This is a genomic window from Pseudomonas marincola, from assembly GCF_900116605.1.
Classification (GTDB): Bacteria; Pseudomonadota; Gammaproteobacteria; order Pseudomonadales; family Pseudomonadaceae; genus Aquipseudomonas; species Aquipseudomonas marincola.
Genome location: NZ_FPBC01000003.1, coordinates 93,273 through 118,637, shown reverse-complemented (window position 1 = coordinate 118,637; position 25,365 = coordinate 93,273). Strand labels below are relative to the sequence as shown.

At 58.1% G+C, this 25,365-nt stretch carries 26 protein-coding genes; 11 read left to right on the top strand and 15 right to left on the bottom strand.

Annotation, left to right across the window (positions count from 1 at the left end; genetic code table 11):
- Nucleotides 1–111: 111 nt before the first annotated feature.
- Complete coding sequence (locus tag BM395_RS06835; RefSeq protein ID WP_090510036.1) at nt 112–885, top strand: SDR family NAD(P)-dependent oxidoreductase; 774 nt, start codon at nt 112–114, stop codon at nt 883–885.
- 12 nt (nt 886–897) lie between these two features.
- On the opposite strand, the gene BM395_RS06830 is transcribed toward BM395_RS06835, so the two are convergent.
- The 3 genes from BM395_RS06830 to BM395_RS06820 form a co-directional block, all read right to left on the bottom strand.
- Complete coding sequence (locus BM395_RS06830) at nt 898–1,512, bottom strand: LysE family transporter (protein ID WP_371850760.1); 615 nt, start codon at nt 1,510–1,512, stop codon at nt 898–900.
- Between the two features lie 108 nt (nt 1,513–1,620).
- On the bottom strand, nt 1,621–2,379 hold the full coding sequence (locus BM395_RS06825; protein WP_090510033.1) for a TerC family protein: 759 nt from the start codon (nt 2,377–2,379) through the stop codon (nt 1,621–1,623).
- 181 nt (nt 2,380–2,560) lie between these two features.
- Nucleotides 2,561–4,477, bottom strand: a complete 1,917-nt coding sequence (locus tag BM395_RS06820; protein ID WP_090510031.1) for an ATP-binding cassette domain-containing protein — start codon at nt 4,475–4,477, stop codon at nt 2,561–2,563.
- Between the two features lie 50 nt (nt 4,478–4,527).
- Between BM395_RS06820 and BM395_RS06815 the strand changes: the two genes are divergently transcribed.
- A complete protein-coding gene (locus BM395_RS06815) occupies nt 4,528–5,001 on the top strand; it encodes a TIGR02444 family protein (protein ID WP_090510028.1) in 474 nt (157 codons plus the stop codon).
- Here BM395_RS06815 and BM395_RS06810 read toward each other — a convergent pair.
- The 9 genes from BM395_RS06810 to BM395_RS06770 all read right to left on the bottom strand — a co-directional run bounded on the left by BM395_RS06810 (nt 4,996) and on the right by BM395_RS06770 (nt 13,814).
- The gene (locus BM395_RS06810) at nt 4,996–6,105 is read right to left on the bottom strand and encodes an AlgP family protein (RefSeq protein WP_090510025.1); all 1,110 of its coding nucleotides are present in this window, start codon (nt 6,103–6,105) and stop codon (nt 4,996–4,998) included. The two genes, BM395_RS06815 and BM395_RS06810, sit on opposite strands and share 6 nt — an antisense overlap.
- 260 nt (nt 6,106–6,365) lie before the next feature.
- Nucleotides 6,366–6,839 carry an Rsd/AlgQ family anti-sigma factor gene (locus tag BM395_RS06805; protein WP_069898473.1) on the bottom strand — a complete coding sequence of 158 codons (474 nt, stop codon included), beginning with the start codon at nt 6,837–6,839 and terminating at the stop codon, nt 6,366–6,368.
- A 278-nt stretch (nt 6,840–7,117) separates the two neighbouring features.
- The gene (locus tag BM395_RS06800; protein WP_069898474.1) at nt 7,118–7,609 is read right to left on the bottom strand and encodes a disulfide bond formation protein B; all 492 of its coding nucleotides are present in this window, start codon (nt 7,607–7,609) and stop codon (nt 7,118–7,120) included.
- A gap of 154 nt (nt 7,610–7,763) precedes the next feature.
- On the bottom strand, nt 7,764–9,011 hold the full coding sequence (locus BM395_RS06795; RefSeq protein WP_090510023.1) for a heme biosynthesis HemY N-terminal domain-containing protein: 1,248 nt from the start codon (nt 9,009–9,011) through the stop codon (nt 7,764–7,766).
- Nucleotides 9,008–10,150, bottom strand: a complete 1,143-nt coding sequence (locus BM395_RS06790) for a uroporphyrinogen-III C-methyltransferase (RefSeq protein ID WP_090510020.1) — start codon at nt 10,148–10,150, stop codon at nt 9,008–9,010. The genes BM395_RS06795 and BM395_RS06790 overlap by 4 nt, the downstream gene beginning before the upstream one ends.
- 17 nt (nt 10,151–10,167) lie before the next feature.
- On the bottom strand, nt 10,168–10,941 hold the full coding sequence (locus BM395_RS06785) for a uroporphyrinogen-III synthase (protein WP_090510017.1): 774 nt from the start codon (nt 10,939–10,941) through the stop codon (nt 10,168–10,170).
- The gene (gene hemC, locus BM395_RS06780) at nt 10,938–11,876 is read right to left on the bottom strand and encodes a hydroxymethylbilane synthase (protein WP_090510014.1); all 939 of its coding nucleotides are present in this window, start codon (nt 11,874–11,876) and stop codon (nt 10,938–10,940) included. Before hemC ends, BM395_RS06785 begins: the two co-directional genes overlap by 4 nt.
- Nucleotides 11,877–11,994: 118 nt before the next feature.
- Nucleotides 11,995–12,741, bottom strand: coding sequence for a LytR/AlgR family response regulator transcription factor (locus BM395_RS06775; RefSeq protein WP_069898479.1), 747 nt, complete (start codon nt 12,739–12,741; stop codon nt 11,995–11,997).
- Nucleotides 12,738–13,814 carry a sensor histidine kinase gene (locus BM395_RS06770; protein ID WP_090510012.1) on the bottom strand — a complete coding sequence of 359 codons (1,077 nt, stop codon included), beginning with the start codon at nt 13,812–13,814 and terminating at the stop codon, nt 12,738–12,740. Before BM395_RS06770 ends, BM395_RS06775 begins: the two co-directional genes overlap by 4 nt.
- Before the next feature lie 409 nt (nt 13,815–14,223).
- Here BM395_RS06770 and argH point away from each other — a divergent pair, with 409 nt between their 5' ends.
- Nucleotides 14,224–15,618: an argininosuccinate lyase gene (gene argH, locus BM395_RS06765; RefSeq protein ID WP_090510009.1), complete on the top strand. Its 1,395-nt coding sequence runs from the start codon at nt 14,224–14,226 to the stop codon at nt 15,616–15,618.
- Nucleotides 15,619–15,673: 55 nt separating this feature from the next.
- Here the strand turns inward: argH and BM395_RS06760 are convergent, their stop codons facing one another.
- The gene (locus BM395_RS06760) at nt 15,674–16,339 is read right to left on the bottom strand and encodes a glutathione S-transferase family protein (RefSeq protein WP_090510007.1); all 666 of its coding nucleotides are present in this window, start codon (nt 16,337–16,339) and stop codon (nt 15,674–15,676) included.
- A 142-nt stretch (nt 16,340–16,481) separates the two neighbouring features.
- On the opposite strand from BM395_RS06760, the gene BM395_RS06755 reads away from it, so the two are divergent.
- The 4 genes from BM395_RS06755 (at nt 16,482) to BM395_RS06740 (ending at nt 21,060) form a co-directional block, all read left to right on the top strand.
- Nucleotides 16,482–16,763 carry a hypothetical protein gene (locus BM395_RS06755; protein WP_069898483.1) on the top strand — a complete coding sequence of 94 codons (282 nt, stop codon included), beginning with the start codon at nt 16,482–16,484 and terminating at the stop codon, nt 16,761–16,763.
- Between the two features lie 71 nt (nt 16,764–16,834).
- Complete coding sequence (locus tag BM395_RS06750) at nt 16,835–17,632, top strand: substrate-binding periplasmic protein (RefSeq protein WP_090510004.1); 798 nt, start codon at nt 16,835–16,837, stop codon at nt 17,630–17,632.
- A 188-nt stretch (nt 17,633–17,820) separates the two neighbouring features.
- On the top strand, nt 17,821–18,066 hold the full coding sequence (locus BM395_RS06745) for a TIGR02647 family protein (protein ID WP_069898485.1): 246 nt from the start codon (nt 17,821–17,823) through the stop codon (nt 18,064–18,066).
- 117 nt (nt 18,067–18,183) lie between these two features.
- On the top strand, nt 18,184–21,060 hold the full coding sequence (locus BM395_RS06740; RefSeq protein ID WP_090510001.1) for a class I adenylate cyclase: 2,877 nt from the start codon (nt 18,184–18,186) through the stop codon (nt 21,058–21,060).
- Nucleotides 21,061–21,068: 8 nt separating this feature from the next.
- Here the strand turns inward: BM395_RS06740 and rnk are convergent, their stop codons facing one another.
- Entirely contained in the window at nt 21,069–21,479 is a 411-nt protein-coding gene (rnk, locus tag BM395_RS06735) for a nucleoside diphosphate kinase regulator (protein ID WP_069898487.1), read from the bottom strand.
- Between the two features lie 216 nt (nt 21,480–21,695).
- Nucleotides 21,696–22,028, bottom strand: coding sequence for an iron donor protein CyaY (gene cyaY / locus BM395_RS06730; protein ID WP_069898488.1), 333 nt, complete (start codon nt 22,026–22,028; stop codon nt 21,696–21,698).
- 390 nt (nt 22,029–22,418) lie between these two features.
- On the opposite strand from cyaY, the gene lptM reads away from it, so the two are divergent.
- The 4 genes from lptM to BM395_RS06710 are packed head-to-tail and all read left to right on the top strand — an operon-like array spanning nt 22,419 to nt 25,332.
- The gene (gene lptM, locus BM395_RS06725) at nt 22,419–22,544 is read left to right on the top strand and encodes an LPS translocon maturation chaperone LptM (protein ID WP_075723223.1); all 126 of its coding nucleotides are present in this window, start codon (nt 22,419–22,421) and stop codon (nt 22,542–22,544) included.
- A 9-nt stretch (nt 22,545–22,553) separates the two neighbouring features.
- Nucleotides 22,554–23,801, top strand: a complete 1,248-nt coding sequence (lysA, locus tag BM395_RS06720) for a diaminopimelate decarboxylase (protein ID WP_069898489.1) — start codon at nt 22,554–22,556, stop codon at nt 23,799–23,801.
- Nucleotides 23,802–23,806: 5 nt separating this feature from the next.
- On the top strand, nt 23,807–24,637 hold the full coding sequence (dapF, locus tag BM395_RS06715) for a diaminopimelate epimerase (protein WP_069898490.1): 831 nt from the start codon (nt 23,807–23,809) through the stop codon (nt 24,635–24,637).
- On the top strand, nt 24,634–25,332 hold the full coding sequence (locus BM395_RS06710) for a DUF484 family protein (protein WP_069898491.1): 699 nt from the start codon (nt 24,634–24,636) through the stop codon (nt 25,330–25,332). Before dapF ends, BM395_RS06710 begins: the two co-directional genes overlap by 4 nt.
- Nucleotides 25,333–25,365: the final 33 nt, after the last annotated feature.

Genomic DNA, 25,365 nt, shown 5'->3' with positions numbered 1-25,365 from the left:
TCCCAAATACGAATGGGTGGCATTACATTGTTGCCTCCCTAACGATTTTCCTCAAGCCCCAAATGTCTGATCGTCAGTGTCGATTTGTCGCAAAGCCTCCGGAGACCCGTTATGACGCTGTCCAGCCGCTTGCAAGAAGCTGCAAATATTGTGATCTGCGGTGCCAGCCGTGGCATTGGTCTGGCAATGACCGAGCAACTTTTGGCCAGTCCACACACCGGCTGTATCTGGGCTATTGCCCGCTCAGCGTGCGAGTCGCCTGAACTCGATGCGCTGCAAAAGCGTTACCCCGGGCGCCTTGAACGCTGCAATGTGGATGTTACCGATGAAGCCTCTATCGAGCGCTTCGCCAGCCAACTACAGGGGCAGATAAGTCGACTGCATGTGCTGATCAGTACCGCAGCCGTGCTGCATCAGGATGGCGCACGTGCGGAAAAAGGCCTGGCGCAACTTAATCAGCAGAGTTTGCACGCAGCCTTCCAGACCAATGCATTTGGCCCGGTTCTGCTTCTCAAGCACTTGTTGCCCCTACTACGTGGGCGCCACGCCTGCACGGTTGCGGCACTTTCAGCACGGGTTGGCTCGATTGGCGATAACCATTTGGGCGGCTGGTACAGCTATCGCGCCAGCAAGGCGGCACTCAATCAGTTAATGCACACCGCCAGCATCGAACTGCGTCGGCTCAACCCGCAAAGCTGCGTATTGCTGCTGCATCCGGGGACCACCGACACTGAGCTTTCAAAACCGTTTCAGGCCAATGTGCCAAGCGAAAAACTGTTCAGCTGCACCTATGCAGCCAGCCAACTGCTGGCGCAGATTGACCGCCACGACCCGGAACAAACCGGCAGTTTCTGGGCGTGGGACGGCCAGCCAATTGAGTGGTAAAGCGGCGGCGGCTTAAGCCGAGGCGCGGCTGACAGTTGCCAGCAGGCTCGCAGCGCCGACAAACAACACCGCGAATGTGCGATTCATCACACGCTGCTGGCGCGGGCTGCGGAGCATACGCAGCACCTTGGATGCCAGGCCGGTGTAGCCCGCCATGACAATAAGGTCCACGCTGATCATGGTCACGCCCATAATCAGGTATTGGCTTAGCAGCGGCTCATGTGGATTGAGGAACTGCGGCAATACCGCGAGCATGAACACAATGGCTTTGGGGTTGCTGAAATTGACCAGAAAACCGCGCAGAACCAGACTCAGCGGTCGCCCGGTTGGGCGCTCGGAAGACTCGGCAGACAAGTCGCTCGGCAGCGCACGCCACTGGCGATAGGCCAGATAAACCAGATAGACCACACCGAACCACTTGATCAGGCTGAAGGCCACAGCCGAGGTCGCGAGGATTGCGCCAACACCGGCGGCAACAATCGTGATTTGCAGAATCAGGCCGATCTGCAGGCCCAGTGCCGTCCAGTAACCACGCAAGAAACCGTACTGCAGGCCAGATGACATCGACGCGATAGCGCCCGCACCCGGCGACAGGCTGATAATCCAGCACGCCACGAAAAACGCCATCCAGGTTTCAAGCGCCACAGCAATCACCTCAAGATCGAATCAGCCCAATAGAAAGAGGCGGGAAAAACCCGCCTCTTTATCATGCATCAAACAACCCCACGCTGGCGATCATTCCGGCGTGTCTTTACGCAAGCGCACAGGCTCCTGTCCTTGCTTGCGGGCCATGGCGCCACGCAGACGAATGTTGATCGCCTCGACCGCCAGCGAGAAAGCCATGGCGAAATACACATAACCTTTCGGCACGTGCACTTCAAAGGCCTCAGCCACCAGCATGGTGCCGACGACGATGAGGAAGGACAGCGCGAGCATTTTCAGCGACGGGTGCTTGTCGATGAAATTACTGATGGTGCTGGCCGAGAGCATCATCACCACAACCGAGATGATAATCGCCGCGACCATGACCGGTACGTTATCAACCAGGCCGACTGCGGTAATGACCGAGTCGAGCGAGAAGACGATGTCGATGATCGCGATCTGCACGATGATGCCCATGAAACCATAAGCTTTACCGCCGCTCGCCTGCTGCTCTTCAGCGCCTTCAAGGCTGTGATAGATCTCCATGGTGCTCTTGAACAACAGGAACAGACCACCGAAGAACAAGATCAGGTCGCGCCCCGAAATACCGTGCCCAAACGCCACGAACAGGTCGGTAGTCAGGCGCATCACCCAACTGATCGAGAGCAAAAGCAGAATTCGCGTAACCATGGCCAAGGCCAGACCGAAGAAGCGTGCGCGCGGCTGTTGCTCCTTGGGCAGACGGCTGACCAGAATCGAGATGAAGATAATATTGTCGATGCCGAGAACAATTTCCAGGGCGGTCAGGGTCAGAAACGCAACCCAAATTTCCGGGTTAGCCAGCCATTCCATAATCAGGTTTATCTCTAGAGAGAAGCGTGAGAGGTTGCCACGACAGCGGCATTTTTGCGCCCGCTATTAAGCACCTGGCGCATGACGCCGCCAAGTGGGCAGAGGCAGGCTAAAACAACAAATTTGCATCAATCTATGTCAGCGCAGCCAACGGCTGGCGCCGACACGGAACAGCTTAATGCTAGCTGGCTTCTTCCAACTGGCGTTGCAACTCTTCAAGAATTTCCAGTGCTTCCATCCACTGTTCTTCCAGCGTTGCTTCGCGGCTTTTCAACGTGCCCTGCTCCGCCAGCAAATCACGCAATTCATTCTTGCGCGAAGCGTCGTAGAGGTCACTGTCGCCGAGCTTGGTTTCAACCGCGGCCAACTTCTCATGCAACTGGCCAAGCTCTTTCTCCAGCTTCTCGGCCTGACGCTTATGCGGCGCCAATTGCTGACGCAACGCTGCCGCAGCCTGACGCTGTGCACGCTTGTCGGTACGGTCGGCTGTGCCTTCCGCCACCACCTGATTACTCACTGCCTGCCGCGAGCGGAAATCGATCAGCCAGCGCGAGTAGTCTTCAAGGTCTCCGTCAAACGGCTGAACCCGACCGTCTGCGACCAGCAGGAACTCGTCGGTGGTGCTTTTAAGCAAGTGCCGGTCGTGAGAAACCACCACCACGGCGCCTTCGAACTCTTGCAGCGCCATGGTCAATGCCAAGCGCATTTCCAGATCGAGGTGGTTGGTTGGCTCATCGAGCAACAGCAGGTTCGGCCGGCCCCATGCAATCAAGGCCAAGGCCAGACGCGCCTTCTCGCCACCCGAGAAATTAACCACAGGCTCATCGCAGCGCGGGCCACGGAAATCAAAACCGCCGAGGAAGTCGCGCAGGGTTTGCTCACGCTCGGTGGGCGCCAGTCGCTGAAAATGCAGAAGCGGGCTGGCTTTGTCGTCCAGTGAGTCGAGTTGATGCTGGGCAAAGTAGCCGACCACCAGATTCTCGCCACGCTGCAAGCGGCCTGAAATCGGACTCAGCTCGTTCGACAGGTTCTTGATCAGCGTCGATTTACCCGCGCCGTTAGGCCCAAGCAATCCAATCCGCGCACCCGGCGCCAGATTCAGCTTCACGTTTTCAAGGATTACCGTCTCGCCATAGCCAAGACGCCCTTCCGAGAGATCCAGCAACGGGCTGGAAATCTTGTGCGCTTCACGAAAGCTGAAATCGAACGGTGAATCAACGTGCGCCGGCGCCAACTCTTCCAGGCGCTCAAGTGCCTTGATCCGGCTCTGGGCCTGACGAGCCTTGGTAGCCTGCGCCTTGAATCGGGCGATGTACTTTTCCATGTGCGCGCGTTGCGCTTGCTGCTTCTCGTACGCCTGCTGCTGTTGCGCCAGACGCTCAGCACGGGTGCGCTCGAACGCCGAATAGCCACCGCGATACAGCGTCAGCTTTTGCTGGTCGAGATGGGCGACGTGATCGACTACGGCATCGAGGAAATCGCGATCGTGAGAGATCAGCAGCAATGTGCCCGCGTAGCTTTTCAACCAGCCCTCGAGCCACAGAATGGCGTCGAGATCCAAGTGGTTGGTCGGCTCATCGAGCAGCAACAAATCGGACGGGCACATCAGCGCCTGCGCCAGATTCAGGCGCATACGCCAGCCACCGGAGAAATCGCTGACCAGACGGTCCATCTGCGCATTCTCAAATCCCAGACCAGCCAGCAATTTGCGCGCACGGGCATCGGCGGTGTAGCCGTCAAGGCTATCGAGTTCAACGTGCAGACGGGCAACTGCCGCGCCGTCTTCTGCTGCCTCAGCACCTGCCAGCTCGGCCTGAACCCGACGCAGATGAGTATCGCCGTCGAGCACATACTCAACTGCCTGACGCTCAAGGGCATCGATTTCCTGGCGCATGTGGGCAATACGCCAGTCTGCCGGAAGCAGGCAATCACCGGAATCCGGTGTCAGCTCGCCCAGCAGCAAGGCGAAAAGCGTGGACTTACCCGCGCCGTTCGCACCGATGAGGCCCGCTTTATGGCCGGCGTGCAGGGTCATCTCGGCATCTTCTAGCAGACGCTGAGGGCCACGTTGTAAAGTGAGGTTTTGAAGTCGGATCATAATGGCGGCGGATTCTACCAGAGTCGCCGACTAATCACTCAGGAAGCAGCATGTCCTCTGATCTGTGGCATTTCGCCGAACAACTCTACAGCCAACCCGGCGTGGAAACCGCCTGCCTGGAGCTGCAAGAGCATGGCGCCGACGTGTGTCTGCTGCTCTGCGGTGCTTGGCTCGGGGTCAACGGCGTTGAGTGCAGTGCTGAACGCGCCGCGCAACTGCGGGCGATGAGTCAGCCATGGCAAGAGCAGGTAGTCAGGTGTCTGCGTGGAGTGCGCCAGGACTGGCGAGCAAGAGCCTTTGACGACCCGCAACTGAAGGCATTGCGTGAGCAGGTTAAACAGCTTGAGTTGCAAGCCGAGCGCATTCAGCTCGAACGTCTGGCCGGGCTTGCAACCCAATGGCCGCGCAGCGACCAACCGAGTGTCGGCTTATGGCTGACTTCGCTGAGCGCGCCGCTGGCCGACAGTGGCCGGGCCGCACAAAACTTACTGTGCGACTCGGCCACGGCACTTGCCCGATTATGACTCTGAAGATGGCGTTACCGGTGTGGTGACGCTGGCAGTCGATGCAGGTGCAGTTGGAGCCGCCGGAGTAGCCGCAGCGGGTTGAGCAGCTGGCTTGGCTGCTGGCTTGGCCGCGGTTTTAGCAGCTGGTTTAGCTGCCGGCTTGGCCGCTGGTTTGCGGGCAGCCCTTACTGCAGGCTTAGCGGCCGGCTTTGCAGCGGCAGTTGCGGCGGGTTTTGCTGCAGGTTTAGCCGCAGCTTTTGCAGGCGCTTTGGCAGCGGGTTTAGCCGCAGGCTTTGCTGCCGCCTTTGGCGCAGGTTTAGCTGCTGTTCTGGTGGCGGGCTTAGCGGCGGGTTTTGCCGCTGCTCTTGGTGCAGGTTTCGCGGCAGGCTTCGCTGCTGCCCTTGCTGCGGGTTTTGCCGCAGGTTTAGCGGAAGTCGCAGCAGCAGTTTTTGCTGCGGGCTTGGTAGTGGTTTTTGCGGCGGACTTGGCAGCCGGTTTCGCAGCCGTCTTTGTCGCGGGTTTGGCGGCGGGCTTAGCAGCCGCCCTTGCAGCAGGTTTTGCTGCAGGCTTGGCAGTAGCTCTTGCAGCGGGTTTTGCCGCAGTTTTAGCAGCGGGCTTGGCAGCTGTTTTCGCTGCAGGTTTGGCCGCTGTTTTTGCAACAGTGCGAGCAGCGGGTTTTGGCGCTGGCTTCACAGTTGCAGGTTTAGCCTCACGGCTGACCAGAGCCTTGTTGGCTGCTTCCTTAACACGAGCAACACCTTGGGCCAGTCGCAAGCTCTGCTGAGCATCGCGCTTGAGCTGTGCGATGTATTCACGCGTTTGCGTTTGACGCTCTTTCAGTGCGTCGAGCAGATCTTCAAGCTCATTGACTGTCTTGCGCGCCTTGGCCTGTGACTTGGCCTTACCCGCCTCGGCGGCGTCTTGCAGTTTGCCGCGAGACTTGTGCAGTTTTTCCTGCGCTTTGCCGCGCTGGGTTTCCAGCTTGGCCAGCAGTTCTTCAGCATCAACCAACGCCTTGCTGCACGCATCTTCAAGGTGATCAAGCAGGCTGCCGGAAAGCTGTTGAAGTAGATGCAAAGGGGTACGAACTGCTTTCTTATTCGCTTTCTGTTTAGCTGACATAACGCCTCCTGGCGGGGATATATGCAGCCATACTAGACGCCTGACCGAGTGGTCGCTAGTTACTCACGCACATAGCAACAAAATCTGCTGAAGGGCATCAGCAGATCATCGAAAGGATTCGGGGCAACGAGAAGTTTTCAGGACGTAAATCAGAGCAATAATTAACGCTTCAAGGCAGGCGTCATAGGCGCGTTTGCAGCGGGCCTTGTTCAGCGCCAACTGCAAACTCATCAGCTCGACTCACAGGGTTTTACGACAACTTATACGGTGGCGCTGGCCTGATGTTGATGGGCGTTATGCAGCACTTCGATCAGGCAGTCTTCAAGGTCAAAGCGTTCATGAAGCAATTGCCCCAGTTGCTTGAGCTCATGTGCCTGGGATGCATTATCGCGGCAGTCGCCGTTATCGCAACGGTCGTTGAATGACAGCGCGACCTCAGTGATTGCATCAATACGCGGGTAGATTTTCTTGGCCAATTCCAAGCCGCGTTGATCATCGAAAGCCTTGGCCTCGTTGGTCAACTGCTCATAGACCTCGAAATGTCCTGCCGATACATAATCGACCAGAACTTCACAAAACCGTTGCAGTGCCTGCGTTGCGGCGGCGGAAGCCTGAGGCGCAGCGTGCACAGCATCATAGCTACTGATCAGCTCCTGGCGTTCCTGTAACCAACGATCGATTAACAGGTTTACACCACCCCAACGTTCCTGCGCGTTCTGACAACTCTCGAGCATGATGGCCTCACTTCCCTTATCGGTTTTTCTATTTTACGCCCGATCCGATACGTTTTTTTGACGGCCCAACAATCGCCTGATCAGGCAAATACGCCCAACACACTTTACTGCTTGATGGCCAGAGTATGCTGGCAAATTCGCCCCATCAAGCTACATGAGCGACAAATTTAATACGTACGTTTTAATCGCAATGCCGCGTCATTCGCGGCATCTAGCCAACAACAATACGCTCATTGGCGGCACAGCCCAAGCAACAAATTGACGCGCAGCGAGTGATGTCAGTCGCGGCGCAGCAGTTGCAACAGGGCGAAACCGATCATGCCGACAAAAGCCAACAAGCTCCACTCGGGAATGCTCATGCCGAAAAGCGTCCAGTTCACCTCGGCGCAATCTGCAGAACCGTGCAGAACCACCCGGATGATTTCCTGAAACGGCAGCGCGTCCATCATGTATTCAAGGCTCGGCAGGCACGCAGGCAGTTGATCTGCCGGCACCGTTTGCAACCAGATTTGCCGTGCGGCCGTGGCGGCGCCGCCGGCTGCAAACAACAATGCAAATACCGAGTAGACGCGCGTACCGATGCGACCAGGACCGTGGATGGCACCGATCAGGCAGACCACGGCAAAAGCGATCACGAATATGCGTTGCAACACACACAGCGGGCATGGCTCAAGACCAACGATATGTTCCAGATAAAGTGCGCCACCCATCAAGGCAACGCAGCCCAGGAACGCAAGGGCGAATAATGAACGGGGTCTGGCCAACGACATGACAGCTCCAGCTGATTGAGTAAAGACAGCTACGGTAGAGTAAAGCACTTAGTGCATACAAGTGAAAACCGCCCATATAGAGCGGTTCCCATCCTGCTAATCCGACCATACGTCCGGATCAGATTTATCGACATGCCGTGAGGCAGCAGCCCGGTCAGCGGCTGAGCGAGGCGGCTCTCGGCAAACCAATTAAGCGTTGATCAAGCAGGCCCAAGCCTTCTTGAAACAATTGATTACTGCGCTCCACTTCGCCTAACTGGGCAAGCAGCCTGGCCAGCTCGGCACAGGTTTCCGGATGACGCTGCAGGCGCATGCTGCTTTCTAAATAATCGCGGGCTTTGCCCCACAATTTGTTGTGCAGGCACAAACGACCCAGAGTCAGAAGCAAACCGGCATCGTCGGAGTGCCCCTTCAACCAACCCTCGGCCGCCTGCAACTGGCGAGCTGGGTTGGAACTGCGCAACAGTCCGTACAAGCGCACCAGACGGCTGTCATATTTGCGCTGCAAGGCACTGCGCAGCAACTCTTCCGCGCCATCGTCATTGCCCAGCGCACGCAATTGATCCGCATAAACGGCAAGCAGTTGCGGCTCTTGGCGCTGGTTTGCAGAAAGCTGCTGCCAGGCGTTGGTCAGGGTCGAGTTCGCGGAATCTGCCGACTGCTCATCCGTGTGTCCGGCATCGGCCAGACGCCCCGACCAAGCCTGCGCCTCGATCACTTCGAGTTGCGCGTCAGTCAGCACCTTGTCTTTGCGCAGCTTAGGCAGCAAGCCCAGAAGAGCGGACCACTCCTTGCGCTCAACATAGATTTCCTGAAGTTTGAACAGCACCTGCTGATTGTCCGGGTAACGCTCGTGCATCACCTGCAAAGTTTCCAGCGCGGCCTGCGTTTCACCGCGCTCGATCTGAAACTCGGCGTCGGTCAAGGCAACAGCCAACTCAGCTTGTGGCTGGCGCTGTACTGCCTTTTCCAGCAAGGCTTCGCTTTCGCTGTATTTTTCCAGTTGGTGGGCTGCTCGCGCAGCGCCCAGGTAATACATCAGCGGCAATGGTGAATGATCGCCAGCGCGGCGCAAATGACGCAATGCGTGCTCCCAGCGGCCCTCGACCAAATCCACAAACCCTTGTTCGGTCGCCAGCTTGACCCGACGGCTGCGGTGACGACGAGACCATGGATTAACCCACTCGCCCGATACAAACACCAGGCGCAGGACTTGGCGCACGAGATACACCACCAGCAAGATGGCGACCATCAGAGCCAAAAATACCCACAGGCTCGACTCGTAACGGAAGCCCTGATAGGCGAACAGCACATAACCTTTGTGTTCAGCGATGGCCAGCCCGAGCAAGGCCAGACCGCCCGCCACAAGCATCAGCAGAACCAGCAGATAAAACCGCTTCATTGGCTGGCATCCCCCGCTTCGGCTTCGTCAGCAGGCGCTGCGTCTTTGAGGCGTTCACGAGCGGATTGCTTGAGTTCGATATAAGCATCCACAGCCGTCAGCGACTCGCTCAGATCCGGTGCATCCACCTCAATCGGCTTGTCGAACAGCTCAACAATGCGGTTACGCAATGCACGGCTGCTCGGGTTGTCCTGATTGAAGTTGGCATCAAGCACCTCAGCAGCCTGACGCATGGCTTGTTTGTAGACCGGCGTCTGCCCGTGCAAAGCGGCCCATTGCGCTTGTTCCAGCGCCAGGCTCAGGGCCAGACGCACCTGAACCAGGCTTTGCCCGGCGAGCAGCGGACGAACATTCTGGTCGGCATCGAAATCGAGGCGCACGTATTGCGATAGCTTATCCAGCCACTCGGCCCACCAGCCAGCTTCGTAGTTGGCCTGCGCAACGTCGTGCAGCACGCCGTCACCGCCATTGAAGACCGGATTGAGTGCAGTCAACTGTACAGCCTGATCACGCAGCGCACCGATCTGCAAAAACAGCCCGGTACGGTCCGGATTAGCAGTTGTGTGCAGGGCTTCCAAGCTCTTGGCTAATTGCTGACGGGCAGCATAGGCGGCCGGATCATCCTGGCCACGAAGAATTTCATCGGCGGCTTCAACCAGCGCAGTCGCACTGTTGATGTCTTGCAGTGCCGACAAGCGCAAACTGGCAAGACGCAACAAATGCTCGGCCTCGGCCAGACGCCACTCCTGACGACTGGCGCCGAGAACGGTCTCAAGGCGCTTGTTGAGCAGTTGCTGATCGGCTTGCAACTGCACGACCAGTTGGCGATTGGCTTCCAGTTTTTCAGGCGATGGCAACTGTTCCAGCCGCGCATCGAGACCTTTGGCGCGCTCGGCGACCGCATCGGCTTGCGCTTCGGTACGCTGCAATTGGCTCAACTGCTGCTGGCCGCGCGTTTCGAGATCGCGCATCTGCCAGACGCCCCAACCGCCCACGGCGACGCCTGCAGCGCCGAGCAAAAGCGCAATGATCGCTAAACCGTTACCTTTTGAAGGCTGTTTGTCCTTGGGCGGGCTCGGTGGCGTCGGGTTAACCGGAGTCGATTGCTCTGGCTCTTTTGGGGTAATCGCTTCGCTCACGTATCCATCCTTTGTTTTTAGGGGGCCGGTGCAGAGGTTTCCTGCAACGCTGCCAACAACGCCGCGGCATTCGCACCACGGCAATCCACAACAGTCTCAGCGCCAGCAGCGCTGGCCATTTCGGCAACTCTGGGGCTTGGTACAAACAAGGGTAGCTTGCTTAGCGCTTTCCAGCGCTCGCCAGCCAGTAACAACAGGTTGCTCAGCCCCTGCCCACTACTGATCACCAGAGCGTTCAAACGTTCACGGCTGACTAACTCCGGCAACGCCATAGGTGCGTATTGCGGCAGGGTACGCCGATACAGCGCTAGATAATCAACCACTACGCCCTGACTGCGCAAACGATCGGCGAGTAATTCACGTCCGTCTTCGCCGCGCATAATCAACACCCGCGGGTTTTGCACATGCGCAATGGCTTGTTGCAGTTGCGCCATGTCCAGCAACGCTTCGCTGTCATCACCGCTTGCCGGGTAATGCACCTGCAGGCCTGCGTCGGCAATGATTTGTCCGGTTGCAGCGCCAACGCTAAACCACGGCTGAGTGGCTTGATGCTTGACGCTGTATTGGTCGAGCAGGCTCAGGCCCAGCCGCGCAGCAGGTTTGCTGACCACGATAACCGCGCAGTAATTGCCTATTTGCTCTATCACCGCGCTCTGCTCGTCGCCCGGCACCAGCGCTTCGATCTTCAGCAGCGGCAAACTGCTGCTGAAGATTCCACGCTCGGCCAACACCTGTGCCAGCGCCGCAGACTCCTCTGCCGGGCGCGTCAGCAACAGGCGCCATTCACTCACTCGCTTGCGGCCTCGCCGTAAACCGCCTGCAAAATCGCTGCGGCGCCTTGCTGTAGCAGGTCTTCGGCCACAGCGACGCCCAGCTGTTCGGCGGCTGTTGCCGGCATCCGCTGCTGCGCGCTGAGCAGCTGGCTGCCATCGGGCTGGCCGACCAGGCCGCGCAACCACAACTGATCACCTTCAAGCAGTGCGTAGCAAGCGATTGGGACCTGGCAGCCACCATTGAGGTGCTTGTTCAGCGCACGCTCGGCGGTCACACGCATGGCGGTTTCGGTGTGGTGCAAAGGCGCCAGCAAGGCATGGATTTCGGTGTCTGCAGTACGGCACTCGATCCCCACAGCGCCCTGCCCGCCCGCTGGCAAGCTGTCGTCGACGCTGATGCTTGCAGTGATGCGCGACTCAAAGCCGAGGCGGATCAAACCGGCGGCCGCAAGAATGATGGCGTCATATTCGCCGGCATCAAGCTTGGCCAGACGCGTGTTGACGTTGCCGCGCAGGAACTGGATTTTCAGGTCGGGACGACGCGCCAGCAACTGGGCCTGACGGCGCAAGCTGGACGTGCCAACGACGCTGCCAGCAGGCAATGCATCAAGACTGGAATAGGTGTTGGAGACGAATGCATCGCGCGGGTCTTCACGCTCGCAGATGCAATACAGGCCCAAGCCTTGCGGGAAGTCCATCGGCACGTCTTTCATTGAGTGGACGGCGATATCGGCCTGATCTTCGAGCATGGCGGTTTCAAGCTCTTTGACGAACAGGCCCTTGCCGCCGATTTTCGCCAGCGGCGCATCCAGCAGCTTGTCGCCACGGCTGACCATCGGCACCAGGGTAACAATCAGCCCCGGATGCGCTTGTTCAAGCCGAGCTTTTACATGCTCTGCCTGCCACAAGGCCAAAGCACTTTTACGGGTAGCAATACGAATTTCGCGAGGCATTGAGGCATTTCCAGAAAACGAACTGCCCCAGATAATAACAGGCTATGCCAGTGGCGACCTCCCGCTGCGACGCATCGCAGCATGGGTCGCGACAACCAGCCGCAACCAATACCGGAGGCTACAGCGCGCTCATAAGTTTGCGAACGCCCGCCACGTGACGCCGGCTGACAACCAGCGCATCGCCATTCAAGCCTTTCAGATACAACTGGAAATGGCCGAGAGGTGTGCGTTGCAGGCGCTCGATACGATCACGGGCGACCAAGGCGTTACGGTGAATTCGCACAAACCTGTCGCCGAATTCATCTTCAAGCGCTTTCAGCGGCTCATCAAGCAGGACTTCGCCTTGCTCATGACGCAGGGTCACGTATTTGTGGTCGGCAATGAAATAGACCACTTGATCCAGCGGAATCAGCTCGATGCCTTTGCGGGTACGGGCACTAATATGGGTGCGGGGTTCGCCACCGGAAACGGCTGCCGGACGAGTCAAGGCCGCCAGCTGCACACGGTTGGGCCGCTCAGCCTTTTTCAGCGCCTCAACCAGATGCTCCGGGCGCACCGGTTTCACCAGATACCCCACAGCGCTGACCTGAAATGCCTCAAGGGCAAATTCATCATGCGCTGTACAAAAGATAACCGCTGGCGGGGCATCGCGTTCGCAAAGCTTGGCCGCCACTTGCAGGCCATCAAGGCCCGGCATACGGATGTCGAGCAGGACCACATCCGGTTTCAAACTGTCGATCAGGCTCAGTGCTTCTTCGCCGTTGCTCGCAGCCGGCTCAAGAACACGGTAACCATCAAGTTCGCCCACCATTCGGCTAAGGCGTTCACGCGCTAAGGGTTCGTCATCGACGATCAGGACATTCATAGTGCTCTGGCTTCCTGCGTGAGTCTCGCACAAGGATAGCGTAGACGGGTGTAGTGTCGACCGTCACGGCGCTCCACGCTGAGACTGGCCCGAGGTCCAAAAAGTGCCGTAAGACGTGCATCAATGTTATCCAATGCCTGATGCGTTCCATTGGAGGGCGCCGTTTCGGCACCCGCGTCATACGGATTGCTCACGATCAACTGAAACACGCCTTCACTATAGCTGGCGTCGATACAAACCTTGCCACCTTCTATGCGCGGCTGGATGCCATAGATCAATGCATTCTCCAGTAATGGTTGTAGTGTCAGTTGAGGAATCGGCAAATCATCCGGTACATCAGCAACTTCCCATTGCAACTGTAGACGCTCGCCAAGCCGATAGTGTTCGATCGACAAATATCGTTTCGCCAACTCCAGCTCTTCACTCCACGAAACCAGGCTGCCGGGCTTGGCCAGACTGGCTCGAAACAAATCCGACAGATCCAGTACCGCTTGCTCGGCCTTATAGGGATCGACCACCACCAGGCTGGCAATACTGTTAAGGCTGTTAAACAGAAAATGCGGACGAATCCGCGCTTGCAAGGACTCGATGCGCGCACGCAATTCGGCCTGCTCCTGCTTACGCCACTGACTCTGCAGATAAAAATAGCGTAGCAGTAGTGCGGACATGATCAGGCTGATCAGCGCATGTCGCAGGTATAAATTCACTTCACCCTGGCGTGCCAGCTGGCCGCCAAGGGAAAAATAATCGGCGACGGCGGTGCAAATCAGCGTTAGCCCGACCACGATGGAACAGCACATTAATGCGGCCAAGGGTGTCGGCATGCGCGCCATTACCGGGCGTAACTGACAAAGCAGGGCTGCCGACAATAGCAAAATCCATTGCACAAATAATGAGGCAAGCGCCAGCCTGACCCAGTTGAACACCGGCACCATCGGCTCTGCCAATACCAGTACAAAAACCAGTAATTCGGCGAGTAAAACCATGCTCAGCAAGGCTTCCGGCTTGCAAAGCTCGGGCACAAAAAATTCGTCGACTGCCGCCACGTGATTGTTGGTTTTCTTATTAAGCATCAACCCGGATTCCGCGTGAGCTGCATACGCAGCGTGCAAGACCATTCTTGCTGAACAAAGCAAAGCGCCAGGCAAGTGTTCCCAGCGCCAAAAACTGCACCATCAGAAATGCCACGGGGCGTGTTTGTGAACACAACTTTGCGGCTATTTTGTGCAGGCGCTATCGTCGCGCTTTACCTGCGCAAAGGCTCCTGTAAAAAAGCACTGGCGCTGCAAAGTGTGAACCACAGTGCATTCCGAGGCGCACCCGGCAAATGACCGTTAACGCATCCTGACAAACGAATTTAGCTGCGACCCTGTTATTATCGACGAACTTTTAGCTCATGCAGTGCTTGGCAGGTTGTACGAGGCTTTTTCCGCACCTTGCCATACCACTTGCATGGAACAGCGCACCAGCCGAGCGAATCCCATGAGTACTGAAAAGACCAATCAATCCTGGGGCGGCCGCTTCAGCGAGCCAGTCGACGCCTTCGTCGCCCGTTTTACAGCATCCGTTGAGTTCGACAAACGCCTTTACCGCCATGACATCATGGGCTCCATTGCCCATGCGACCATGCTCTGCAAAGCGTCGGTACTGACAGAAGACGAGCGCGACACCATCATCGACGGCCTGCACAAGGTTCAGGCCGAGATCGAAGCGGGCCAGTTCGAGTGGAGCATTGAGCGCGAAGACGTTCACATGAACATTGAAGCGCGCCTGACCGACCTGATTGGCATCACCGGCAAAAAACTGCACACCGGCCGCAGCCGTAACGATCAGGTGGCTACCGATATCCGCCTGTGGTTGCGCGACGAAATTGACCTGATCCTGGCAGAAATCACCCGCCTGCAAAAAGGCCTGCTGGAACAAGCCGAGCGTGAAGCCGAAACCATCATGCCCGGTTTCACCCACCTGCAGACCGCGCAGCCCGTGACCTTTGGTCATCATCTGCTGGCGTGGTTCGAGATGCTCTCGCGTGACTACGAGCGTCTGGTCGACTGCCGCAAGCGCACCAACCGCATGCCGTTGGGCTCAGCGGCACTGGCCGGCACCACCTACCCGATTCAGCGCGAAATCACGGCTGAGCTACTGGGCTTTGAAGCCATCAGCGGCAACTCACTGGACGGCGTTTCCGACCGCGACTTCGCCATCGAATTTTGCGCGGCGGCCAGCGTGGCGATGATGCACCTCTCGCGTTTCTCCGAAGAGCTGGTGTTGTGGACCAGCGCGCAGTTCCAGTTCATCGAACTGCCAGACCGTTTCTGCACCGGCAGCTCGATCATGCCGCAGAAGAAAAACCCGGATGTACCGGAGCTGGTACGCGGCAAGACCGGCCGGGTATTTGGCGCCCTTACCGGCCTGCTGACCCTGATGAAAGGCCAGCCGCTGGCGTACAACAAGGACAATCAGGAAGACAAAGAGCCGCTGTTCGATGCCGCCGATACGCTGCGTGACAGCCTGCGCGCCTTCGCCGACATGATTCCAGCCATCAAGCCCAAGCACGCGATCATGCGTGAAGCGGCATTGCGCGGTTTCTCGACCGCAACGGATTTGGCTGATTATCTGGTTCGCAAAGGCCTGCCTTTCCGCGACTGCCACGAAATTGTCGGCCACGCCGTGAAGTACGGCGTAGACACTGGCAAAGACCTGGCCGAGATGAGCCTTGAAGAACTTCGCCAGTTCAGCGATCAGATCGAGCAGGATGTATTTGCCGTTCTGACGCTGGAAGGCTCGGTGCAAGCGCGTGACCACATCGGCGGCACCGCACCTGCGCAAGTTCGCGCAGCCGTTAAGCGCGGCGAGCAGTTGCTGGCCAGCCGCTAACAGGCGGGATGTCAGATCAGGCTCGCGGCGGGCCTGATCTGACCCTTGATTTGTACTAGCCCTGCGCCCGCGCCCTGATCATCGCCAGAAACTCTGGCATCTGCGCCTCTTTAGCGGCCGCAATTGCCTGCACATTGGCATTGCCGTTGAGCTTCGCGAGCAGCTGCGCCGCCTGCGGGAAGTCTGCCAGCAGATCAAGACCGAACACGGTTTTCCCCACCGCACAGGCTAAATCCACGCTGTACAAAAAGTAGATATCCGCCAAGGTAAACGTATCACCCGCCACATACGGGCTAAAACGTCCATGGCGCTTGAGCGCGGCAAAGCCATCCAGCAACTCGGCCTTGGTCCGCTCCTTGATTGCATCCGGCACCTGCATACCAAAGAAGGCTTCGGGATAACACATGCGGGCAGGCAGTTCGATATACAGCTCAATTTCGCGCATCAGAGCGCGGACTTGAGAGCGCGCAAAAGGCTCGGCTGGCAAGAGCGCTTTGCCACTGCCGCAAGCCTCCAGATGTTCAAGAATGGCGCTGGTTTCGCTGATAAACCCCTGTTCGACCTCAAGCACCGGCACTTTGCCGCGCGGGCTTTTGGCATAGAACTCAGGCGTCTTTTCGGCAAATGCCAGAACTTCCTCAAACTCCATGCCCTTTTCCAGCAGGGCGAGCTTGACCATGTTGTAGTAATTGCTAACGGCAAAACCGTGCAGTTTGAACATTTCGGGCGCTCCAGAAGGTGACTGCGGGTCAATACTTATAGCACCGAACGCGCGCCAGACTGCACGCGGATAGACGGGATGAATAGCGCAGCAAAGCGCACACTGGCAAACTTGATTAACTCTTTAAATTGCGAGCACTACCATGAGCGAAATAGACAATGATGATGAATCGTTTGCCGCTGACAAACTGATCGAAGCCATCGAAAATCAACTGGAAGCCGGGGAACCAGCAGCCGCTCAGGCCACTCTGAATAAACTGACGCTGGTGGGTTATGAGCGTGCAGACAGCGTGGAGATGATGGCCATGGTTCTGGCCAATGAAGTCAACCGCATGTTTGCTGAAGATCGCCCCTTTGACAGCGCACGTTACGAGCAGCTTTTGCGTGCCCTGCCGCAGTTGCCGGAGGACGATGAGAGCAATTGATAAAACCCCTGAATCATGTCGGCGGCCGCAGCCGTGATAGGCAAAGCACCTCACTAACCTCATTTCTGGGTATGAGCTTGCTGAGCGCATTGCTGCTGTTGAGTTCAGGGAGTTACGTGGCCGCCGATGAGCGCATCAGAATCGGCGCCGAAGACGACTGGTATCCGTTCAGCGCGCTACGCGATGAGCATATTCAGGGCATGTCGGTTGATATTGTCCGCGCCGCCTTTGCCGCCGGCGGCGCGCAGATCGAATTGCAATCCTACCCCTACACGCGTTGCATGCAGCTTAGCCTCAAGGGTGTGCTGGCCGGCTGTTTCAACACCACGCCCACTGCCAGTACCCGCGCCCAATATCTGCTGCCTGAAGAGCCCTTGTTCAGCGATGACATTGTGCTGTGGGCACGCAAGGATTACCCGCTCGCCTCGATTACCCCGACGCAGTTGGCCGGCCACTCGATAGCCGTCACCAGCGGCTACGAGTACGGCACCGGGTTCGACAGCGACACCCGCTTCAAGCGAGTCTTTGTGCGACGCGATCTGCATGGCTTTCGCATGGTTGAACATAACCGCGTCGACTTCGTGGTGGCGTTTCGCACCGTTGCGCACAGTCTGTTCCGTGAGTACAACGACCTGACCGACGAATTCAAACCGCTGCTCATCGTCGCAAGACCCAAGCTCTACCTGAGCTTTTCGCGGGTTAATCCGCACTCGCCCACACTCATCCAGCAGTTTGATCGGGGCATGCGCGCCATTCGTGCAGACGGCCGTTATCTGCAAATTCTTGATCATTGGCAACACACTCAGGCAGCAGACCAACCCGCGCCTAACTACACTACAGGGAAACACGGCAAGCCCGATGCGCGCTGAATGAAGACTGACCATTAGCGCATGGAGCAAAGCAGCAAGTTCGTGCTAACGTCAAACCGCCTGTTTAATGATTCCTCACACAAGCAATGCCGCAGCACTAGGTTTCGTACGGCGCCGTCACCGCGTCTGTACCCATATACATCCCGAACGCCGCCCGAGTGGCGGTGACTACAACAAGTGGAGTACCTATGGCCTATACCCCTGAGTTAATTGCCGAGCTGGAAATTCTGTCGCTCTTCAACATGGACAGCACGCAGGAAGGCATCAAGGTTCACCAAACCGCAGCGCCCACCGCAGTGGCGGCGGCAAAAAGACTGCACGAAAAAGGCATGATCAGCCGCGAAGATGGCGGTTACCTGACCGGCCTGGGCCATGATGCCGCCGAACACGCGCAAGCCCTGTTGATTATTCTTACCAGCAAAGAAACCGCTTAACCCGCCCTCCCCAAGCCCAACCGCCGATTGCCTTAAGAAATCCGGCGGCTGGGCGATATAGCGTCTAGACCTATTCCGCCCGAAGAGCCTTACAGGCATCTGCAGTCGAGCCTGAACATGACGCGCAACCAAGAACTCCGCCCAGACCTAGACGACGGTATCGACCGTAAAGTCCTGAGCCAGTTGCGCGCGCGATTCATGAGCATCAATCAAGGCCGCCTGCTGCGCGCCCTGCAACCACTCTCGGCAAGGCAGCGGGCCGTGATAAAGCTGCTGCCGCTGCTGTTTGATGTAAACCATCCTTTGCTGCCCGGTTATGTCAGCGGACTAACGCCTGCCGGGCTCAGCGCCTATCAGCCAGACAACGAGGCGCTGGCCGAGGCGCAGCGTTTAACGCGCTCGTTCACCTACAAACCGCTGCCAAGAATGGCGCCCAGAGCGCTGCACGGGCTGTTTTTGATGGGCAGTCTCGGCACGCTGGCGCAAGCGGAACAGAGCGACATGGATGTATGGCTGTGCCATGCCCCGGACATTGATGAACAAGGGCTGGCAGAGCTGCGCAATAAAGCCCGGCTGCTCGAACAGTGGGCGATCAGCATGGGCGCGCAACTGCATGTGTTTCTGGTCGACCCGCAGCGTTTCCGGCAAGCCGAGCGCGATGCCCGCCTGACCTCGGATGACTGTGGCACGACCCAGCATTACCTGCTGCTCGACGAGTTCTATCGCACGGCGATCTGGCTCGCCGGCCGCACACCACTTTGGTGGCTGGTGCCAGCGTTTGAAGAGCACCGTTATGACGACTACACCCATCAACTGCTGAGCAAGCGCTTCGTTGCTGCTGACGAGGTCATCGACTTTGGCCATCTGGCGCACATCCCGCCGAATGAGTTCGTCGGTGCCGGTATGTGGCAGTTGTTCAAGGGCATCGAGTCGCCTTACAAGTCCGCGTTAAAACTGCTGCTCACCGAGGTTTACGCCAGCGAGCATCCGCAGGTCGAGTGCCTGGCCTCGCGCTTCAAGCGCGCGGTGTACGCCAACCAACTCGACCTCAATGAACTCGATCCATATCTGGTGGTGTATCGCCGGCTGGAAGAATATTTGAGCACCAGTCAGAGCAGCGAGCGGCTGGAGATGGTGCGTCGCTGCCTGTACCTGAAAGTTAACCGCATGCTCAGCCGACCGCCGCGCAACCGCCAGAAAAGCTGGCAACGCGTGCTCCTCGAAAAGTTGTGCCGGGAATGGCAGTGGGATGAACGCCAGTTGCGCCTGCTCGACAGCCGCAGCCAGTGGAAACTTCGTCAGGTCAGTAACGAGCGCCGCATGCTGATCAACGAGCTGACCTACAGCTATCGCTTCCTGCAGAAATTCGCCGCCGACCTGAAGATCAGCACCTCGACCAGCAAGCGCGACCTAGCGCTACTGGGCAGGCGTTTGTATGCCGCCTTTGAACGGCGCCCGGGCAAGATCGAATTCTTCAATCCGGGGATAGCGCCCGACTTGGGCGAGGATGCACTGACGCTGGTTCAACATGCCCAGTCAGACACTGCAGAGCCCACGCAATGGGCACTTTACAGCGGCAATCTGGTGGCCAGCGAGATCAGCAATTTTGCGCCGTTAAAACGCACCAGCAACCTGATCGCGCTGCTTACCTGGTGCCATCGTAACGGGGTTATCGACAGCGGCACGCACTTGTCATTGCATCCGGGCAGCAGCGACCTGAGCGAGTTCGAGCTGGCCAATCTGCTCGACAGCCTGCAACAGACCATCAAACTGCCGCTGGCCACCGCCACGGAAGACGAACTCCTGCGCAGCAGCATCCCGCGCTCAGTGTTGTTGCTGGTGAATGTCGGCATAGACCCGCTGAAACAGCACAGCCAATTGAATGTTCATCTGGCCACCGACCAGACCGATGCACTGAATTACTCGGGCGCGCAGGACAATCTGGTGCAGTGCATAGACCGCGTCACGCTCAACAGCTGGAACGAGGTGCAGGTCAAACATTATCAGGGGCCCAATGCACTCCTCGACTGCTTGCGCGATCACCTTGATACGCTACCGGTGAATGCAGAGCTGCCTGCGCTGAGCGTGAAATGCTTCTGCCGCAACCGCGCCAATACCATTACCAAACGCGTTGAAAGCCTGTTTATCGAAAGCCAGAAACACTATCGCGCGGCAAGGCCGAGTCGCTTTCTGTTGCAGATCCAGCATCAGTATCACGTGCTCGAGTTGGTCCCCAGGCAAGTGCGCCATGTAGCGCTGAAAAACCGCGCGGCACTGGTGGATTACCTAGGCCAGCCACAAAGCCAATTTGTCGATTTGCGGCTGGACAGCAATGCCCTGCCCCGCGACGATCTCAGACTGATTCTCGGCAGTGCCCGCACTGATTGTATTCAGGTGTTCTACCGCCTGTTTACGCAAACTCAGGAAGCCGAGATCAGCGTGCTCGACGAGCACAATGCCTTGTGGCGCCAGCGCTGCCCGCTGCAAAGCGAGCAACACCTGTTGATCCCGCTGGATCGTCTGCTGCAATCGCTGCTGTTCCGGCGCAGCGCGCGCGGCCAGCTCGACCCGTCAACGTCGCCGGATGAACTTGAGGTGGTGTATTACCAATTGCTCTGCAACAACAATGGCATGGTCACAGGCGTGCAGCGCATCGAGCTGCAACGCTCGACCGTGAGTGATCCGTTTTACGATATTCAGGCGATTATCGAGCCAGGCGCTGGCAAGCGTTTGCAGGTGACGTTGTATTGCAATCACCGCGAATTCTCGGCGCTGGAATACGCCGAAGGTCTGTTCGTCGCCGTGGCCCGCGAGATACTCGCACAACGCAAAGCTGACGAAAACTATCCGTGCTACATCAGCGATATCGACTACACGGCTGTAGACCAGCAAAAACCGATGCAGACGGTGCAGGCGCTGCGTTACAAAACCACACTGGAGTTGGCGCTGAACAAGGCGCTAAGCAGCCCCAAACTCAACGCCCAGCCCCGTTAGCGAGGGAATCAGACGCCGATATCGCCCGCCGCTTCTGGCTGATATTCGACTTCGAGCAGGGTCAGTTTGAGCACTTTGCCTGTCGGCGAAGTCCAGTCAATCTGCTGGCCCACAGTGAGGCCCAGCAAGGCGCTGCCCACCGGCGCAAGAATAGAAACCTTGCCTTCGCCGCCCGCATCCTGTGGATAAACCAGCGTGAGGTGATAGTCCTTGCCGCTGACTTCTTCGCGGCAATGCACGCGCGAGTTCATGGTGACCACACCCGCTGGCACTTCATCCGGACCCACGACTTCGGCGCGGTCCAGTTCATCCTGCAAGGCTTCTGCGCCCGGACCAAAATCTTCAAGGCTGTCGAGCAGGCGCTCAAGGCGCTGCATGTCGAGGCGGGTAATCGTGATCGACGGTGTGGTGTTACTCATGATGAAGGCAGCTCTCCTGATTGACTTGCGAAAATTTAATCCTGAAAAAAGCAAAACCCCGCCTCAGAGACGGGGTTTGATAAACACGCAGCCTGACCGTATCACAGCCATTTAAATAAACAAGACCGTGCGGTCATGATGCCGGTGCCTTATCGGGCATAATTGCCCCAGGCTATCGCAGGTTAGGCCGCAGCCACGAACAGGCCTGCTGGAGAATCAGAGTTCATCGAACTCCAGATCGGCGCCGGACTGCTCCTGAGTAATGCGCACCAGCATTTCGCCCAACAGCTCATCGCTGCTGTCGCAGATCCAGCGGTCGGAGTCCTGATCGTAATCGAAGTGGAAACCACCCGAACGCGCAGCAACCCACAACTGGCGGATCGCTTCCTGACGGCTGAGGATCAATTGTGTGCCGTTCTCGAAACGTACAGTGAGTACGCCCGCCGAATTTTCCAGATCTATATCCAGATCGCTGTCATCGAAAATGTCTTCTACCGCTTGCTGTGCGGCATCCACCAAATCGTGAAAGCGGGCTTCGGTCAAACTCATTGCGCACTACCTCTGTTCTACAAAAACGATAATTTGCCACGCTGACAATTGGCCAGCACCACCTGAATTGGCTCGCAGCATAGCCGAGCAAGGCTTGCGCGGCACCCTTGGCGCACGCTTTATTGTGCCTGATGATCCCGCCACCCAGCCGCAAAAGCGCATTTCAGACGCCAAAGCCCGGGCGGGCTGCGCCTATTGTGCAAAAAACCATCACAGCTAAACAGCCCCATACAGGTTACGGTGACTCGCCCGCCCAGCTCACCGGCGCCTATGGCCCAAGCATTTACCCGTGCAGCAAAGCCCCGCCAGACGGAAACCCCAGCGCATAGGCAAGCTGGCAGGGGGTCGGTATACTCGGGCGCAATAGTGATTTATTACAAGGATTTCCCCATGAAGCGACTGCTTACCGCCTTTATCGCGCTCGTCGCCGTCACTTCCCTGCTCTCAGGCTGTGGCCAGAAAGGCCCCCTGTATTTGCCGGATGACAGCCAAGCCGACGCAGCGCAGACCGAATAGGGACGGAATATGAACGTTTTCAACTACCGCGACGGTGAACTGTTCGCGGAAGGCGTGGCGTTGTCCGCCATTGCCGAACGCTTTGGTACGCCGACGTATGTTTACTCGCGTGCGCACATTGAAGCGCAATACAACGCTTACGCCGACGCGTTGCAGGGCATGCCGCATCTGGTGTGTTTTGCGGTCAAGGCCAACTCCAACCTCGCGGTGCTGAATGTTCTGGCGCGCCTCGGTTCGGGTTTCGATATTGTCTCGCGCGGTGAGCTTGAGCGTGTACTGGCCGCTGGCGGCACGCCGGACAAGATCGTGTTTTCCGGTGTGGGTAAAACCCGCGACGACATGCGCCGTGCGCTGAGTGTTGGCGTGCATTGCTTCAACGTCGAATCACGCGACGAGCTTGAGCGCCTGCAGGAAGTAGCGGCCGAGATGAAGGTCAAGGCTCCGGTTTCGCTGCGGGTCAACCCGGACGTCGACGCGGGCACTCACCCGTATATTTCGACCGGTCTCAAAGAGAACAAGTTTGGTATCGCCATCAGCGAAGCCGAAGCGGTTTATGCCCGTGCAGCCGAGCTTGAGAACCTGCAGATTATCGGCGTCGATTGCCACATTGGCTCGCAGCTGACCACGCTGCCGCCGTTCCTCGATGCGCTGGACCGCCTGCTGGTTCTGGTCGACCGCCTTGCCGAAAACGGCATCCAGATCAAGCATCTGGATCTGGGTGGCGGCTTGGGCGTGCAGTACCGCGATGAAGAGCCGCCACTGGCCGGTGACTACATCAAAGCGGTACGCGAGCGTCTGGCAGGCCGTGACGTGGCACTGGTGTTCGAGCCGGGTCGCTCCATCGTCGCCAACGCCGGCGTTCTGCTGACCCAGGTTGAATACCTCAAGCACACCGAACACAAGAATTTCGCCATCGTCGATGCGGCCATGAACGACCTGATCCGTCCGGCGCTGTATCAGGCCTGGATGGACGTCAAAGCCATCAAGCCACGTGACGCGGCAACCCAGCAGTACGACATTGTCGGGCCGATTTGCGAGACTGGCGACTTCCTTGCCAAAGACCGAGAGCTGGCGTTGGCCGAAGGTGATCTACTGGCTGTTTGCTCGGCCGGTGCCTACGGTTTTGTGATGAGTTCCAACTACAACACGCGCGGCCGTGCGGCCGAAGTGATGGTGGACCACAACCGCGCCACGGAAGTACGCAGCCGCGAGACTTACAGCGAACTCTATGCGGGCGAAAGCCGGCTGCCGGAGTAACCGCGATGCTTCTGCGTTTTACCAAAATGCACGGGCTGGGCAATGACTTCATGGTCCTCGACCTGGTCAGCCAACACGCGCATATCCAACCCAAGAATGCCAAGCAGTGGGGCGACCGCTACACGGGCGTCGGCTTCGATCAGCTGTTGATCGTGGAGCCGCCGAGCAACCCCGATGTCGACTTCCGCTACCGGATTTTCAACTCCGACGGCACTGAAGTCGAACAATGCGGCAACGGTGCGCGCTGCTTCGCCCGCTTTGTACTGGACAAGCGCCTGACCACCAAGCGCACCATCCGGGTTGAAACCAAAGGCGGCATCATCGAGCTTAACGTGCGCAATGACGGCCAGATCACGGTCGACATGGGCCCGCCCCGCCTGATCCCGGAGCAGATCCCGTTCCAGGCCGAGGCACAGGCGCTGAGTTATCAGGTGCAGGTTGACGAGCAGTGCGTCGAGTTGGCGGCCGTGTCGATGGGCAACCCGCATGCGGTGTTGCGCGTGGATAACGTCGGCAACGCGCCGGTGCACAGCCTCGGCCCGAAAATCGAACATCATCCGCGCTTCCCGCAGCGAGTCAATGTCGGCTTTTTGCAGGTGATTGACCGCCAGTTTGGCAAGTTGCGCGTGTGGGAACGTGGCGCCGGGGAAACCCAGGCGTGCGGCACTGGCGCGTGCGCGGCAGCAGTCGCGGCGATCAGCCAGGGCTGGATGGACTCACCCGTGCAACTGGAATTGCCAGGCGGCAAACTCACAATCGAATGGGCAGGCCCCGGCCAATCGGTCATGATGACCGGCCCGGCTGTACGCGTCTACGAAGGACAGGTTCGCTTATGACAGACCAGCAGGATTCACCCAAGCCACTCGACTCGGAAACAGTAGCCGCTTACCTGCGCCTGCACCCGGAGTTCTTCATCGACCACGATGAGCTGATCCCCGAGCTGCGCATTCCGCACCAGCGCGGCGACACTATTTCACTGGTTGAACGGCAGGTGAAACTGCTCCGCGAGCGCAACATCGAGATGCGTCATCGCCTGTCTCAGCTGATGGACGTGGCGCGCGACAATGATCGTCTGTTCGAGAAAACCCGCCGCCTGACCCTCGATATTCTCGATGCTGCCAGCCTTGAAGAAGTGGTCATCGCGGTTGAAGACAGCCTGCGCAACGAGTTTCAGGTGCCCTTCGTCAGCCTTATCCTGTTCAGCGAAACAACTCTGCCGGTCGGGCGCTCGATGGCCATCAGCGAAGCCCAGCAAGCCATTGGCGGCCTGATGACCAGCGGCAAAACCATCTCTGGCGCCCTGCGCGAACACGAGCTGGCATTTCTGTTTGGTAAAACCGCTGCGACCGATGTCGGCTCAGCCGCCGTCGCGACCATTTCCCATCAGGGCCAGCATGGCGTTTTGGCAATCGGCAGCGCTGATCCACAGCACTACAAGAGTTCGGTCGGCACGCTGTTTCTGAGTTATATCGCCGAGGTGCTGGCACGGGTTTTACCGCGCCTGGCCACGCCGCTGCGATCGGTGCGTTAAGAGGCCACGCCAGCAATCGACGCCCTCCGGGAG

Bases quoted from the DNA above. Each gene is read 5' to 3' on its own strand.
- BM395_RS06810 (WP_090510025.1), bottom strand. From the start codon at position 6,105: ATGTCAGCTAAACAGAAAGCGAATAAGAAAGCAGTTCGTACCCCTTTG.
- argH (WP_090510009.1), top strand. From the start codon at position 14,224: ATGAGTACTGAAAAGACCAATCAATCCTGGGGCGGCCGCTTCAGCGAG.
- BM395_RS06710 (WP_069898491.1), top strand. From the start codon at position 24,634: ATGACAGACCAGCAGGATTCACCCAAGCCACTCGACTCGGAAACAGTA.
- BM395_RS06750 (WP_090510004.1), top strand. From the start codon at position 16,835: ATGAGCTTGCTGAGCGCATTGCTGCTGTTGAGTTCAGGGAGTTACGTG.
- BM395_RS06815 (WP_090510028.1), top strand. From the start codon at position 4,528: ATGTCCTCTGATCTGTGGCATTTCGCCGAACAACTCTACAGCCAACCC.
- dapF (WP_069898490.1), top strand. From the start codon at position 23,807: ATGCTTCTGCGTTTTACCAAAATGCACGGGCTGGGCAATGACTTCATG.
- BM395_RS06740 (WP_090510001.1), top strand. From the start codon at position 18,184: ATGACGCGCAACCAAGAACTCCGCCCAGACCTAGACGACGGTATCGAC.
- BM395_RS06825 (WP_090510033.1), bottom strand. From the start codon at position 2,379: ATGGAATGGCTGGCTAACCCGGAAATTTGGGTTGCGTTTCTGACCCTG.
- lysA (WP_069898489.1), top strand. From the start codon at position 22,554: ATGAACGTTTTCAACTACCGCGACGGTGAACTGTTCGCGGAAGGCGTG.
- BM395_RS06830 (WP_371850760.1), bottom strand. From the start codon at position 1,512: ATGGCGTTTTTCGTGGCGTGCTGGATTATCAGCCTGTCGCCGGGTGCG.
- BM395_RS06805 (WP_069898473.1), bottom strand. From the start codon at position 6,839: ATGCTCGAGAGTTGTCAGAACGCGCAGGAACGTTGGGGTGGTGTAAAC.
- BM395_RS06755 (WP_069898483.1), top strand. From the start codon at position 16,482: ATGAGCGAAATAGACAATGATGATGAATCGTTTGCCGCTGACAAACTG.
- lptM (WP_075723223.1), top strand. From the start codon at position 22,419: ATGAAGCGACTGCTTACCGCCTTTATCGCGCTCGTCGCCGTCACTTCC.
- BM395_RS06835 (WP_090510036.1), top strand. From the start codon at position 112: ATGACGCTGTCCAGCCGCTTGCAAGAAGCTGCAAATATTGTGATCTGC.
- BM395_RS06770 (WP_090510012.1), bottom strand. From the start codon at position 13,814: ATGCTTAATAAGAAAACCAACAATCACGTGGCGGCAGTCGACGAATTT.
- BM395_RS06795 (WP_090510023.1), bottom strand. From the start codon at position 9,011: ATGAAGCGGTTTTATCTGCTGGTTCTGCTGATGCTTGTGGCGGGCGGT.
- BM395_RS06820 (WP_090510031.1), bottom strand. From the start codon at position 4,477: ATGATCCGACTTCAAAACCTCACTTTACAACGTGGCCCTCAGCGTCTG.
- BM395_RS06775 (WP_069898479.1), bottom strand. From the start codon at position 12,741: ATGAATGTCCTGATCGTCGATGACGAACCCTTAGCGCGTGAACGCCTT.
- cyaY (WP_069898488.1), bottom strand. From the start codon at position 22,028: ATGAGTTTGACCGAAGCCCGCTTTCACGATTTGGTGGATGCCGCACAG.
- BM395_RS06760 (WP_090510007.1), bottom strand. From the start codon at position 16,339: ATGTTCAAACTGCACGGTTTTGCCGTTAGCAATTACTACAACATGGTC.
- BM395_RS06800 (WP_069898474.1), bottom strand. From the start codon at position 7,609: ATGTCGTTGGCCAGACCCCGTTCATTATTCGCCCTTGCGTTCCTGGGC.
- BM395_RS06745 (WP_069898485.1), top strand. From the start codon at position 17,821: ATGGCCTATACCCCTGAGTTAATTGCCGAGCTGGAAATTCTGTCGCTC.
- rnk (WP_069898487.1), bottom strand. From the start codon at position 21,479: ATGAGTAACACCACACCGTCGATCACGATTACCCGCCTCGACATGCAG.
- hemC (WP_090510014.1), bottom strand. From the start codon at position 11,876: ATGCCTCGCGAAATTCGTATTGCTACCCGTAAAAGTGCTTTGGCCTTG.